This window comes from Henriciella mobilis (assembly GCF_003576315.1).
Lineage (GTDB): Bacteria > Pseudomonadota > Alphaproteobacteria > Caulobacterales > Hyphomonadaceae > Henriciella > Henriciella mobilis.
Genome location: NZ_QWFZ01000011.1, coordinates 1 through 13,540 on the forward strand (window position 1 = coordinate 1; position 13,540 = coordinate 13,540).

A 13,540-nucleotide genomic window follows, 5' to 3' on the forward strand; every position below is an offset into this window, starting at 1 on the left:
AGGAAGACGGGCAACTCGGGCCTCACGACCGGATGGCGCTTCGTGGAAATCGTCGAATGCAGATAAGTCAGCGTCTCGTCATCGGTGAGCTTTGCGATTTCGGCGAGACAGGTGGAGAGGAGATCGAAGACGCGGGCGGCATGTTGCTGGAAGGTCTCCAGGCGATGACGCCAGGTCGCCGCGTCTTCGGTCTCGGCGCGCTGGATCAGGGCTTTCTCGGCCCGGCCCGTGGCATCGGCGGGTGGGAGCCAGAGCAGGGTCAGATAGTAGGCACTTTCGAACCGGGTTCCGGCTTCTTCGGCTTGTAATGCCCGTTCCTGATCGACGAGCCATGACAGCGCGTCGGGGAACTCAGCCTCCGGATAATCATGCACTTCATGGCGCTGCGCTTCGAAGAACAGCGCCCAGCCCGAGCCGAACCGGCGCAGCACATTATTGACCCGCGCCATCACGGAAACGAGTTCTTCGTCTGTCGAGCTTTCGAGGTCAGGGCCGCGATAGCGGAACGTGGTCTGGAAGCTGCCATCCTTGTTGAGGACGACGCCCGGCGCGACGAGACAGGCCCAGGGCAGGTAGTCGGCCAGTAGGACCAGGGTCTCTGCGTATTCTTTCAGGTTCAGCATGTCAGATGCTCCTTGTGCCGCGTGCTCCGGCCGGCAACGGCCATGAAATCCGGATCAGAGCGCGCCATGAACACCGCTGCCGAATGCCCGACCGCCCAGAGAACAAGGCCCGGTATCCAGAGCTGGAGGCCGAGGCCGACCGCGGCTGCGAGCGTCCCGATGGCGATGGCGGCGGTTCTCGGCGCGCCCGCCATCAGGATCGGCTCGGTGAGCGAGCGATGGAGGGGGATTTCATAGCCGTCGGCCATTACACCAGCGCTCCGCCGCCGAACGAGAAGAAGGTCAGGAAGAACGAGGTCGCGGCGAACGCGATCGACAGCCCGAACACGATCTGGATCAGTTTGCGCATGCCGCCGGAAGTTTCTCCGAACGCCAGCGTCAGGCCGGTAATGGTGATGATGATCACCGCCACGATCCGCGCGACCGGGCCCTCGATCGAGGTCAGGATCTGATCGAGCGGGCCTTCCCAGGGCATGCCGGAGCCTGCCGCATGGGCGGGACCGGCGATCATGAGGCCGAGGCCGATACAGGCCGCGACCTGAACCGTTCGGTTCACAGCCTGAAGGTGGGTGTAGAGCGTCATTGGGTTTCTCCATGTTGGACGAGGGACAGGGAACGGGAGACGAGCGGGGCGGTCTGGTACCCCTCGCCGTCAAAGCCGGTGACGCGCAGCGCCTCTTCGACGCGCCGCTGGCCGCCCGCGCGGCTCATGAACACGACCACGTCAATCGCCTCGGCGATGAGATCGAAGGGCGCGCGGGGTGTGGCTTCCAGTGTCAGCTGTTCAAGCCGGGCCAGCGCGCCGTGGGCGGAATTGGCATGCAGCGTCGTGATCCCGCCCGGATGGCCCGTGTTCCAGGCCTTGAGCAGGTCAAGCGCTTCAGCCCCGCGCACCTCGCCGACGATGATCCGGTCGGGGCGCAGGCGCAGCGTCGAGCGGACAAGGTCCTGCAGGCTGGTGCTGCCGCGATGGGTTCTGAGTTGAACCACATTGGGCGCAGCGCAGCGCAGCTCGCGCGTGTCTTCGAGGATGACGATGCGGTCATCGTGGAGTGAGGCTTCTGCCAGCAAGGCATTCGTGAAGGTCGTCTTGCCAGAGGACGTGCCGCCCGCGATCAGGATGTTCGCATGGCTGGCGATACTGTCTTTCAGCGCTGTAGCCAGCGCAGGCGCGAGCGCGCCCTGGGTGACATAGTCGCCAAGTTCAAACGGCGTCGTCGCAGGCTTGCGGATCGAAAAGCATGGGGCTGTCGAGACAGGTGGGAGAAGCCCCTCAAACCGCTCGCCGCTGCCGGGGAGTTCGGCAGAGACGATGGGGGACTTGGCGTGAGCGGCCTCTCCAACTCCTGAGGCGACCAGGCGGATGACGCGCTCGCGGTCGCAAGGGGCAAGTGTGTGCTGCGAAATGATGACGCCGATGCCCGCCTTCTCGATCCAGACCGAGCCGTCCGGATTGGCCATCACTTCGATCGTGTCAGGCGCTTCCAGCGCCTCGCGCACCACCGGGCAGAAGGCCGTGCGCAGCATCGCGGTGCGGCGGGTTTCTGTTTGCGTTTGTTGCGCGGATAGCGACATGGACGGGGCCTTTCGTGGACCCCTCAATCATCCCAGCAACAGCGCCTTCACATCAGTTCGAAAACCGGCCATTGCGCGCAAGCGACTGCAGACTGTCGCAGTCCTCTGCAAATCCACGTCAGGCATCACACCAATAATTGACCTGCGGACGATTGCGCTTTTGGCGCCGATCGATGTCACAAGACCGAACTGAATTTCCCGTCATTGGAATAATTCGAATTGGCACAATCGCGTGTGGAACGAATTTTGCTGTTGCCTCCGGGAAAGGAGGAAAAGGGCATGAAGACCTTCACACTTGAAACCAATGCGGAAACAGCCGCTTACGATTATCTCTCCCGGCTTTCTTCAGACCGCTGGGCCTGGGAGTACGCCAGACGCAATGACGATCTTCGCGATGATGCGGCGCATCGCAGCGATGACGACATCTCCGAAAAGAAAGCCGATTGCGCTGACATCCGCATCCTGCGTTCGCGCGTTCCCCAGACCCTGGCTGAGCGCTGGGGACTCGTCTTTATGCCCGATCCGGACCTGAACGGTTTCGAGGCGGACGCCGTCTGGAGCCACTATGTCTTCCCCGACCAGGTCGAGGTGAACTGCACGCCGCGCAAGCCGGGCCAGAGCTGCGACATCTGGGATCGCACCGTGCCTCATTGCGATATCACGCATATTACCGACCGCGCGGGCCGGGAATATCTTCTGATCCGTGGTAATGACTGCGTCGTCCAGGTGCGCTGCACAGGCATGTCACTGCTGAGCCTCGAACCCGTACGCATGAAGCTGCAGATTTCGGACATGGTCGCCTATGAGCGCAAGCTGAAGCTCCAGAAGGAAGCCTTCCGGCTTTATGGAAAGGGACCGAACACATCGGCGGCGCGCTGGACGAAGACCACCCAGATCCTGCGCAATGGCGTCATCGCGCTTGATTGCCTGAAGGCCGGGATGAGCCAGAGAGAAATCGCTTCACTGCTCCACGGGCCGAAAACGGTCGCCGAGGAATGGGGCGTCGATGGCAGTTCGCTACGGGCATCCATCCGCTATGTCATCTCCAAAGCCGAAGGCCTGCGCGATGGCGGGTATCTGATGGAGCTCCTCGGGGCGCGCCTGGGCGGAGATTGTCAGGCAGCCTGAGTCCTTTGCGGCCTGCCCACGCCAAAGGCGCGGGGCTGTTCGCCCGGCTGGATAGGCCGATGAGAGGCAACAGGGCGGTCCGAGGTGATCGCCGACCTTCGCCCGGCGCTCGCCCCGGAGCCGCAGGAGCCATCCTGCGCCGACCGGCCCGGCGAGGCTCAATGAGGGTCCGGTAGTTCGTCTGGAGATCGTGGTGCTGGGCCTCGCCGGCTGGCCGCGCGCCCGCGCTTCCCACTGGCTGGCGCCAGAGGGGTCGCGGGCGCTGAATTCAAAGCCGTGGCTTAAAGGTCAGGCCGCGGACATCACATCGACGTGCCCGCCATCGTCATAAAGTACAGAGAGCGATGGCTGGCTGATCCTGAACTGACTGCGGCGCTTCAGTTTTGGCCGGGCAGAGGATGCGTCCTCAAGCTTAAGCGCCGGGTCATAGACAATGTGTCCGGCGGCGATGGCAGCGAGGAACTTCAGAAAATCCGTGTTCTCATAAAGGCTGACGAGCGAGCCGTAGCTGTACTGCGGGGGCGGACCCTGAAACACCGATGGCACATAGGCCGCGCGGGCATGCTTACGGTTCCAGTGATCAATCAGCGCGGTATATGGCCAGGCAGCGGCTTCTTCCCCCTGCGGTGTAACAAGACAGATGGCTCCTGCCATGTCGTCGATCTTTCCGCTGGCGAGGTCAAACCCTGTCAGCTTCAGAATTAGTCCGGTGTCGGCATGGACCGTCTTTCCGACCTTATAGATGCCACCGAAATTCCACCGGTCGGGTTTGCCGCTCTTGTCCGCATAGCCGAACCGCCGGACAAATGCTTCAGGCCCCTCTGACCTGTAAACCCCGCGGACCGGTTCAGGCGTCATCAGCGTGATCTGCGATTTTGCGACGGGTTTTCCGAGGTCGTTCACGCCGAACTGTTTGATCTCCCAGCCGAGATAATCCGGTTCTGCAAGGCCGTTTGCGCTGATGCCGAGTCTCGCTTCAAGTGTATAGCCTCCGCCGTTGCGCGCTGCGTAAGGCTCGGGAGTCCCCGACGCACCGAGCTTCTGCGACAGGATCCAGCCTTCAAGATGAATCTCCCGGAGTTTTTCGATCAGGGCGCCCCGCGTATCGTTGCGGGCCGTGCCATAGCCGGTGAGCATCACGAAAACGCCAAGCATCTCCGGATCGGTGAGACTCTCAATCTCTCTCGCGACAGGATGGTCGGCGAGACAGGCAAAACCGAAGATTGTCCCGTCCGGATGGACAGCGAAAAGCAGAACGCGGCCCTCGTCCCGGACAGCGATGACGTCATTTGGCGCGTTCCGGCACCCCTGCAAAAGACCAGACAGTCTGACTTCAGGGTATTTCGGATACAGGATCAGCTGAGCATTCGGTGCAGCCGCAAACTGACCGCCGGCATACCAGTGAAAGCGCACTTTCGCTTTGGCGCGGTCGCGCACGCTCCCGGCGATGCCGGTTTCATCGATAAGGACCTCATCATGCGGGATCAGACCAAGCGCGGAGAAATCCCCACCGAGATAAATCTGGTTCTTGGAGTTATCGTTCGGCGCGAGCTTCTTGGCAAAGAAACGCGTTGCGCCTTTCGAGCGGAAAAAGCCGATAAGTGCAGCAAGCGAATTCATTCCGGCGCTGAAACCCTTACAAAACAAGAACACAGAATACGGGGATTCGTACCAGCGGTGTCAGGTCAGCAGCAGCGGCGAGCGGCCGTGACCAGATGACCGGGACGCCAGACAGAAAGACGGTTCGCTACCCTGAAGCCAGCCTGCTGCAGCAGCGACAACAATTTCGGCGTCCAGTCGCTCCGGTCCCTTCAGCGCGCATTCCCAGATGGTTCCGACGCGCCATCCGTCTGCCGCGAGCGCCGCTGCGGATTTGGCATCCCTGTCCGTGTTGCTCCGGATTTTTTGTCTCCAGAACTCAGTGCGGGTCTGCGGAAGCCTGAACAGCGCACAGTCATGGCCGTGCCAGAAGCAGCCGTGAACAAAGAGAACGGCTCTGAACTTCGCAAATACGAGATCAGGACGACCGGGAAGGTCTCTGGCGTGAAGGCGGTATCTGAACCCCAGTCTGTGGAGGCCTCCTCGAATCAGAAGCTCAGGCTTGGTGTCTGAGCCTCTGATCGCAGCCATGTTCCGGCTACGGGTCGCCTTGTCATGAACATCAGGCACTTTGTTTCAGACGGCTTTCCTGCGGCGGGGAGAGGATGTCCAGAACATGCGGTGTCATGATCCGCGCAACCTCCCGGAAGACCGGCACCGCCACCGAATTGCCGAACTGTTTATAGGCCTGCGTGTCGGAAACCGGAATCCTGAAGCTGTCGGGCAGGCCCATCAGGCGGGCGCATTCGCGCGGCGTGAGGCGGCGGGGATTTCTGCCTTTCCCCCGGCTGACCAGTATCTCCGATCCGTCCTTGAAGTAGCGCGCCGAAAGCGTCCGGCAGGTATCATCCGGCCCGACCAGTCCGAAGCCGAACCCGTTGCCGGCGGCCCTGTGCTTGTCCGCATAGCCCTGAAGATAGGCCCAGAGTTTGTCCGTCAGCGTATATTTTTCGCTGACCTCAGCGCGTTCTCCGACAGTATAATGACCTTCCGGGGCCTCGCTGCCGTCCTCCGGGTGAAGAATGTCGCGCATCCGCCTCAAACCCTCCGGCGGCAGCTCCAGGGCATCCCATGAAAACGCCGTGGGCTCGCGGAATCCGACAATGACAATGCGCTCCCGGTTCTGGGGCGAGAAGTGCCTCGCATTGATGACACGGACATGCAGCTCATACCCAAGCTCATCTTCAAGCGTCCGCCTGATCACCTCGAACGTCCGGCCCCGGTCATGGTTCTGCAGGTTCTTCACATTCTCCAGCAGAAAGGCTGCAGGGCGATGGGCGTCGATGATCCGCGCGACATCAAAGAACAGCGTGCCCTGTGTCTCGTCCTTAAACCCGTGCTGGCGGCCGAGTGCATTCTTCTTTGAGACACCGGCAATGGAGAAGGGCTGGCACGGAAAGCCTGCGACAAGGATGTCGTGGGCCGGGATATCCATGACATGCACCTCAGTGATGTCTCCGGCGATCTGCCGGTTGTCTCGGTGATTGGCCTGATAGGTAAGCTGGGCGTACTTATCCCACTCAGACGTGAAGACGCAGCGCCCGCCGGCATCATCGAACGCTGTGCGTAGGCCGCCGATCCCGGCAAACAGATCGATGAAGGTGAACCCGGCAAAAGGGACCGGCTCTGCAGGTCGTCCTGCCAGATCCCGGACCCGGTCAAGAACCGCCTTGCGCGGCTTCGTCTCACCAGTCTCCCAGCGGTAGACCTGGCGTTCGGAATAGCCGAGCTCGGCCGCGAGTTGCTCGGCCGTGCAGCCGGTCTGAAGTCTGAGTTTCGAGAATTCCGTCGCCATCCGAATCGCCCTTTATGGTAAATTTCATGTCCTGATGTCAGCATTCGTCCCGCCGGTCAAGCAAAAGTTCACCATTTGTTCTGAGGCGCCCTCGCGGCGGTGATGGCGTTTCTCTGATCGCCGCCCCCGTGCCAGGCAGACCACCGCCCGGCCACTTCCGCGCTTGCGCGACAGCACATATGCATCAAACATTGTCTGCATATTGTTGACATATTCCGAGTTTGTGAGTAATATTACCGTTAGGAAGTTGAATTGTGGGAGGCTGCATGGCTGACAAACGGGAAAAGTTTGTGAAACTTGCGGAGGCGAGGGTCAGCAAGGCCCTGAAAGAACTGCAGCTGATCGGCAACCTGTCGAACCGGTCCGCCTATGAATACAGCGAGGAGGACGTGAAGCAGATGTTCCGGGCGCTTCAGAAGGGACTGGATGCAGCCAAATCAAGGTTCAGCGAACCCGGTGCGCCGTCCAATCCTGTCTTCAGGCTGGGGGAGTAGTTCCGGTGCCGAGGATCGAATTCATACCGAATGCTGCACGCAAGACGCAGGGCCTCACAGGCAGCAATGTCCAGCAGTTCAGAGATGACCCGTACCGTAGCTGTGCGCGCGAAACCGGGCAGAACTCAAATGATGCACGCCTGAAGGACAGCGAAGCATGCACGCCCGCAGTGCCGGTGCGCCTTGAATACAATCTTCTCAGTATCGCCCGTGAGGACCTGCCCTTCGCCGACGAGGCTGCCGAAACCGTGTCGGCTTGCCTTAGCGAGAGCATCCGGCGTTGCGCGAGCCGTGGCGGCAACCCCGAGAAGCACCCCGAAGTGCGCTTCTTCAGGCGCGCAGCCGAAACGCTGTCTGCTGACGTAATTCAGGTACTGGAGATTGCAGACTTCAACACGACGGGACTCACCGGCCCGTTTGACGATCCCGGTTCTGTGTTCAATTCTCTGGTCAAGGCTGACGGCGACAACAATAAGCAGAACGCCGACTCCGGCGGGTCGTTCGGTATTGGCAAGAATGCCGCTTTCGCAGTGTCAGATCTTCAGACCGTTCTCTATTCGACCCTTACTGAACATGAAGGCGTGAGCGCCTTTGCGTGCCAGGCCAGGTTTCAGCTCATTTCTCACGAACGGGACGGGAAGCCTTTTTCCGCAGAAGGATACTGGGGCGAAGCGAACTTCTACGCGATTACAGAACCGGGCGGATTACCGGACTGGCTGGTGAGATCTGATCGCGGAACGTCGATTTTTGCTGTGGGTTTCAGACAGGATGAGCAGTGGGCCGGACGAATGGCCCTCTCCATAATCACCAACTTTCTCCGTGCCATCATGGATGGCCAGATGGAATTCAGCATCGACAGCGGACGGTACAGGATCAACCGGGGTACTCTGGCCGGCTATCTCAAAGACAGTGAGCTTGAGAAGATTGCGGAGGAAACCGGACAACGCAACGCTCTGCACCGGACCCGTGATATCTATTCGTGTTTCACTTCCGGCGTGAGCGAAACGCTCACGCTTCCGACCGGAAAGACACGAGGTGCGCAGCTGCGCATTCTGGTGGCCGACGACCTTGAACAGCCGCGTTCTGTCCTGATCGTTCGCAACGGCATGTATATAACGGACAATCTGAGGGACTTCGGGGACGCGTTCAGAACGTTCTCCGGCACCCGGCCGTTTGTTGCTGTTCTGGAACCCGGGCCCGACGAGGATGGCAGGGCGTTCAGTGAGTTCCTGAAACGGATGGAGAATCCCGAGCATGATAATTTCTCGGCTGAAAGGCTTGATGACAGCAGAGAGATCAGAGAGGCCCGCGCTCAGGTCCGGAAGCTCGCCAAAACTGTACGTGAGGCCATCCGTTCCGCTGCAGGAGTGAGGGAATCCGAATCGACCAGCCTTGATGAACTCGCTCGATACTTTCAGGGCGATCCGCAGCAGGCGGAAAACGCGAAAGCGAACGAGCGGGATCCCGAGCGTTTCCGCACCGGGCGGGCTAGACGGACCAAAGCCAGGAGACCAGAACCTGAAAGCACAAAGGGTGACACCGGCGGTTCGGGGACGTCCGGGGGGCAGTCAGGCGGAACGGGTGGCGGGACCGGACAAGGCACCGGCTCAGGAACGGGTGGTGCAGGAACGCGTGGCCAGGCGAAAGAGATTGCAATTTCAGGTAAGCGTTGCCGACGGCAAGCGCCTGACGCGGCATTCACGCACCGGATATTCTTTACCCCAAGAGCTTCGGTAACTGCCGCCATCCGGATTGATGCGTCGGGTCTGACCCGTCCGACCCGCCTCACTCTGGCGAATGCCGACAAGGGTCGTATTGCCAGAGGACTGCTGGTCCTCGACCTTGTCGAAGGGGAAAGACAGTCCGTATCGCTGTCATTCGCTGAGCCCTATGACGGGCCGGTCGAGTTCTCGTCATTCTCTCTTGAGGAGGGAAATGCGGCATGAGACTGACCAATGAGATGACGTTCCCGCATCCGGTTCTTGCTTCGTGGCGCGACGACTTTCGCAGCGGCCGGTTCGAGGTTGAGATCGGTTTTGAAGAAGACGTTCAGGACGGCGGCGTTGAGCTGAGGTTTGAAGGCGTACTGACATCCACGGCAATCGGGGATCTCATCTCTGCGGGACGCGCGATGCTTGGCTGTTTCGTAATCTGTGAGGCGACCGGTCTGAGACGCCTTATCGAACTGGGGACCCTTCCGGCTTCATACACGTTTGCGTCCGGCGAGCTGCTCGATACGGTCCTGCTCCGGCCGATTGTCTGGATGCTCAGCGAGCTCGCAGGCTGGCAGCCGGGTGATGTTCACCCCGAATTCGCCGGCGCGCAGGACCTCAGCGCCGGGGACATCGTCGCCATGGCAGACGAATTCGCCATCACTGTCGCGCAGGCAGACCTGCCCGCCCTTGAGACGATTTTCGACCTCAAAGTCGCAGAGGACCAGCCTGAGGGCGAATTTGAAATCGATCTCAGACGAGACCGGATCACAATCCTTGCAGGACCGCAGACGAAGCACCTTGTTGATACGCTGAGGGAGATGAAGGGGCCGGCTTCCGCAGCGGTCATGAACGGCCTGTACATTCCGACGATTATGACCGTCCTGACCGCTATCGAAGCGCATGGCGAAGACGACTTCGCCGGCTTTCGCTGGCTGGAACCTTTCAGGCGCAGGTGCGGCCGCCTCGAAATTGAGCCCGCAGCAGCGACGGCGTTCGGCGACGCGCAACGACTGCTCGAAAGGCCCTTTCTTGACCTCACGAAGCTGACGGAGACTTACAATGGCTGAAGGACCCGTCAGATTCGTTTCTGCAGATGTAGCCGCAAGACTGTTTGACAGTGTTGAGGAGAATCTCGACCGCTACCTGACCGCAGGCTTCGCCGACGAGGCCAGAGAGCTTGGCTGGGCGCTGGAAACCAGAACGGCATCTGTTGATCCGGATTTCGCGAAAGCACTGCTCGCTTCGCGGGATCCCGAAGCAGAGGTCGCAAATTCGCTTCACGTCTTCCGTTCGATCAGAGGTATGACTCCGGCACTCGCTCGCGACGAAAGAGTCTGGGTGAGGCTCTGCCACATCGAGGCGCTCGCATACGCCCACGAACGATGGATCGGAGAGACCAGTCCTGTGAGGGATATCGAACTTCACTTCTTCGCTTCTGGTCTGGCGCAATGCCGGGACGATAACGCTCTTGGCCGGCTCTGGTGGAACGGCTACCTCGCGTCGCTGATCGATCCTACGAATCCCGAAGGGGTGCTCCGGCAAATGCTGAAGCGCGCGAACATCCGACTGCAATTCGTCGACCGTGCCAACACATCGTTTCGCCTGCCTCTTGCGCGCGGTCTGATCCGGCTTCTGCGGGACGAACCCTGGCTCAACAGCCATGACCGCGCCTTCGAGGACTTCATCAGGGTGCTCGACCGGAATGGCGGCGGCAGGGTGTTTGAGGCATCAACTGACACCGAAATTGATGCTTTCCTCAAAAAAAACCTGCCCGCCGCTCAGGCAGCACACGCGAGGCGGCATCTCAGCTGAACCGGTTCCAGCCACTCCAGCCTCCCTCCGCCTCAATATCTGTTCCCATCAGTCAGGTGGGCGGACGGTGCGTCTGCCAGAGCGCGGTCGCCGCGCAAGGGGGCGGGTCTTTGTCAGCTCTGATCGTCTTTAGGCGTCATACCTACAGCTTCCCCTTGCGCGCCGCCCTGGTGCGCTCCGGCTGAGCACCTCCTCGCCGCCCACCCGACTGTCGGGAAAAGAACGCGGGCGGGGAAGGAGACTGACATGACTGACCAACTCGCAACTGCTGCACCTCTTGCAGCCACCGCCGCACCCGCGCAGCCCGACAGGCCGCGCATCTACGTGGCCTGCCTTGCAGCCTACAATTCCGGCTGCCTGCATGGACGATGGATCGATGCGACCACCCCTGAAGAGATTTGGGAACAGGTCCGCGCCATGCTTACGGATTCGCCGGAGCCCGACGCCGAGGAATGGGCGATCCATGGTGCGACCAGAAAGTCGCATCTGTTGAGTGAGGCAGGGATGCCTCTGGTCGAGCCTTCTCGACCATTTCTAGCCGGAGCGTGCGAGCTGGGTAACTGGCTGGTGCGAAGCCTCCGGAAACGAGCGGGGAGCTGGCAGCCACACGCCGGTGAACCGCCCAAGGAGAAGACCGGTATGGTGAACGAAAGTGAATCTGTGTTGATGCGTCGTTACCCATCAGTCCCCCGGAAGTGGCTTTTACGGGGAGCAAGGGAATGGGCTGGGGGCACGTGGATCCCTCAGTCGGAAGGTCGATATTCCCCGGCGTATAGCAGGCACCTAACCCGGTCGCATCTCACAGATGCGGAACTGAGTAACCCCGATGAGGTCCGGTCGCTGGTAACAGCGCCCGGTAAGCGGCTCGCAAGAGCCGCCCAACTCCTCAGCGGGTGTAGGAAGTTATCAGAAGCGAATGCCGCCAGCCGAAAGGCACGGGGAATACATAACCCGGTGGATAGGGCCATGCCCAACCTGAAAGGGTGCTGACAGATGACTGGTGAGTCCCCCGTAATCTCGTGGAACAGCAACCGAACCGTTCGTGAAAAGATGGACGGGCCGCAAGGCCTGATCGTAAGCGACGGAACTGTTCACTGGCAGACCATTGACTGGCCTGCCGCCTATCGAACCGTCAGGACGCTGCGCCGGAGAATCTATCGGGCGACTGAAATGCGGGACTGGAAAACGGTCCGCTCGTTGCAAAAGCTGATGCTGCACAGCCGGGCGAACCTGCTCGTTTCCATCCGAAGGGTCAGCCAGATCAATCGTGGGAAAGCCTCTCCCGGTGTCGATGCGCGAACCGCACTGACGCCGACCGAGCGGGCCGGCCTTGCGAACCAGTTGGTGAACCTCAAGGCATGGGAACCGCTTCCAGCCCGGAGGGTGTATATCCCTAAAGCGAGCGGCAAGAAGCGGCCGCTCGGAATCCCGTCCCTCATCGACCGGTGCCAGCAGGCCATTGTGCTCAATGCACTTGAGCCCTGTTGGGAAGCGCAGTTCGAGGGGACAAGCTACGGGTTCCGGCCCGGTCGTGGCGTCCATGACGCCATAGAGCGGATATATCTGGCAACCAAGTCCGGGTCCAAACGGGTCTGGGTTCTTGATGCCGATATCAAAGGCTGCTTCGACAATATCGACCATGACGCCCTGATGGAGGCTATCGGCAACTTCCCCGCAAGGGGAATGATCCGCCGTTGGCTGAAGGCAGGCTATGTGGAAGATGGCGTGTTCCACGCCACCGAGCAGGGTACACCGCAAGGCGGGGTCATTAGTCCTCTCCTTGCCAACATCGCCCTGCATGGAATGGAAGAAGCGCTGGGCATTGAGTATCGTGGAGGCACAAGCGCCTCATACGTGAAACCTCACTGCCCTGTCTTCGTGCGGTATGCTGACGACTTCGTCGTCATCTGCCACACTGAGACGCAAGCGCTTGAGGCCAGGGAGCGCGTTGCTGCATTCCTCGCCGGGCGCGGCCTTAACCTCTCCGAGGAGAAGACCAGTATCCGGCACATACGGGAAGGCTTCGACTTCCTTGGCTTCAATGTCCGTTCCTATAAGGTGGCAGACCGCGCCGCTGGCACGAAGACCCTGATCAAACCTTCCAAGGACGCCGTTAAAGCGTTTAGGAAGAAGCTCAGGGACCTGTTCCGCGCCCATGTCGGCTCGGATCAGGGGCAACTGCTTGCAGCTGCCAATCCGGTAATACGTGGATGGTGCAACTACTACCGTTACAGTGTCGCCGGGAAAATCTTCTCAGGGATCGAACACTATGTCCATGTCCGGCAACGTCGCTGGTGCCATCGTGCCCATGCGAGGAAGCTGAAACACTGGTGGATGCGGAAATACTTCGGGCGGCACTATAACTGCCCGAACTTCAGCTACACCTTTATGGACAAGCAGTCTGGTGCGTTCATGATCCATCCAGCCGCGATCAAAATCGTGCGCTGGACGATGGTGAAACACCGCAACTCTCCCGACGATCCGTCTCTCGCCGATTACTGGCGAAACCGGGCCCGCCGGATGGGAGGGACTGACCTCACGCGCAGTTGGCAGAAGGTTGCGCAGCGGCAACGGCACAAGTGCCCGACCTGCCGCGAGAGCCTCTACAATGGCGAAACCATCCGCATGTCTCATGTGGATGGGGACAGGGCGAACGGTTCCTACCGGAACCTGCGACTTGTCCACGCCGACTGCCGCCGCGCGGCACAACAGGGACTTGCTTGAGCCGTGTGCGGGGAAACTTGCAAGCACGGTTCTGAGGGGACGGGTCGGCGGCAACGCCGACCTGTTACCCGACAT

General features: G+C 60.5%; 13 protein-coding genes and 1 pseudogene. 7 read left to right on the forward strand and 7 right to left on the reverse strand.

What is annotated here, in order from left to right; all coding sequences use genetic code 11:
* The 4 genes and pseudogenes from D1227_RS07360 to trbB all read right to left on the reverse strand — a co-directional run.
* Positions 1 to 623, reverse strand: a pseudogene (locus D1227_RS07360) (conjugal transfer protein TrbE); the annotation flags it as partial.
* The gene (locus D1227_RS07365) at positions 617 to 871 is read right to left on the reverse strand and encodes a VirB3 family type IV secretion system protein (RefSeq protein WP_084146418.1); all 255 of its coding nucleotides are present in this window, start codon (positions 869 to 871) and stop codon (positions 617 to 619) included. The gene D1227_RS07365 and the pseudogene D1227_RS07360, both read right to left, overlap by 7 nt.
* Positions 871 to 1,206: a TrbC/VirB2 family type IV secretion system protein gene (locus tag D1227_RS07370; protein ID WP_119376326.1), complete on the reverse strand. Its 336-nt coding sequence runs from the start codon at positions 1,204 to 1,206 to the stop codon at positions 871 to 873. Before D1227_RS07370 ends, D1227_RS07365 begins: the two co-directional genes overlap by 1 nt.
* Positions 1,203 to 2,198, reverse strand: a complete 996-nt coding sequence (gene trbB / locus D1227_RS07375) for a P-type conjugative transfer ATPase TrbB (protein ID WP_119376325.1) — start codon at positions 2,196 to 2,198, stop codon at positions 1,203 to 1,205. Before trbB ends, D1227_RS07370 begins: the two co-directional genes overlap by 4 nt.
* A 279-nt stretch (positions 2,199 to 2,477) precedes the next feature.
* Here trbB and D1227_RS07380 point away from each other — a divergent pair, with 279 nt between their 5' ends.
* Positions 2,478 to 3,326, forward strand: a complete 849-nt coding sequence (locus D1227_RS07380) for a DNA -binding domain-containing protein (protein WP_119376324.1) — start codon at positions 2,478 to 2,480, stop codon at positions 3,324 to 3,326.
* A gap of 288 nt (positions 3,327 to 3,614) precedes the next feature.
* Here the strand turns inward: D1227_RS07380 and D1227_RS07385 are convergent, their stop codons facing one another.
* From D1227_RS07385 to dcm, 3 genes are read right to left on the reverse strand one after another with little or no spacing between them, the layout of a single operon-like run.
* Positions 3,615 to 4,946 carry an MvaI/BcnI family restriction endonuclease gene (locus D1227_RS07385; protein WP_119376323.1) on the reverse strand — a complete coding sequence of 444 codons (1,332 nt, stop codon included), beginning with the start codon at positions 4,944 to 4,946 and terminating at the stop codon, positions 3,615 to 3,617.
* A gap of 60 nt (positions 4,947 to 5,006) precedes the next feature.
* Positions 5,007 to 5,495 (reverse strand): very short patch repair endonuclease, encoded by a 489-nt coding sequence (locus D1227_RS20460; protein ID WP_119376322.1) that lies wholly within the window; start codon positions 5,493 to 5,495, stop codon positions 5,007 to 5,009.
* Positions 5,488 to 6,720 carry a DNA (cytosine-5-)-methyltransferase gene (gene dcm, locus D1227_RS07395; protein WP_119376321.1) on the reverse strand — a complete coding sequence of 411 codons (1,233 nt, stop codon included), beginning with the start codon at positions 6,718 to 6,720 and terminating at the stop codon, positions 5,488 to 5,490. Before dcm ends, D1227_RS20460 begins: the two co-directional genes overlap by 8 nt.
* A gap of 266 nt (positions 6,721 to 6,986) precedes the next feature.
* Between dcm and D1227_RS07400 the strand changes: the two genes are divergently transcribed.
* The 6 genes from D1227_RS07400 to ltrA all read left to right on the forward strand — a co-directional run bounded on the left by D1227_RS07400 (position 6,987) and on the right by ltrA (position 13,465).
* The gene (locus tag D1227_RS07400) at positions 6,987 to 7,214 is read left to right on the forward strand and encodes a hypothetical protein (protein WP_119376320.1); all 228 of its coding nucleotides are present in this window, start codon (positions 6,987 to 6,989) and stop codon (positions 7,212 to 7,214) included.
* A 176-nt stretch (positions 7,215 to 7,390) separates the two neighbouring features.
* Positions 7,391 to 9,160, forward strand: a complete 1,770-nt coding sequence (locus tag D1227_RS07405; protein ID WP_147372779.1) for a hypothetical protein — start codon at positions 7,391 to 7,393, stop codon at positions 9,158 to 9,160.
* Entirely contained in the window at positions 9,157 to 9,996 is an 840-nt protein-coding gene (locus D1227_RS07410) for a hypothetical protein (RefSeq protein ID WP_119376318.1), read from the forward strand. The genes D1227_RS07405 and D1227_RS07410 overlap by 4 nt, the downstream gene beginning before the upstream one ends.
* Entirely contained in the window at positions 9,989 to 10,741 is a 753-nt protein-coding gene (locus D1227_RS07415; protein WP_119376317.1) for a DUF6339 family protein, read from the forward strand. The genes D1227_RS07410 and D1227_RS07415 overlap by 8 nt, the downstream gene beginning before the upstream one ends.
* Before the next feature lie 246 nt (positions 10,742 to 10,987).
* Positions 10,988 to 11,731 (forward strand): antirestriction protein ArdA, encoded by a 744-nt coding sequence (locus tag D1227_RS19920; protein ID WP_158586599.1) that lies wholly within the window; start codon positions 10,988 to 10,990, stop codon positions 11,729 to 11,731.
* Positions 11,732 to 11,734: 3 nt separating this feature from the next.
* On the forward strand, positions 11,735 to 13,465 hold the full coding sequence (gene ltrA / locus D1227_RS07425) for a group II intron reverse transcriptase/maturase (protein WP_119404062.1): 1,731 nt from the start codon (positions 11,735 to 11,737) through the stop codon (positions 13,463 to 13,465).
* Positions 13,466 to 13,540: the final 75 nt, after the last annotated feature.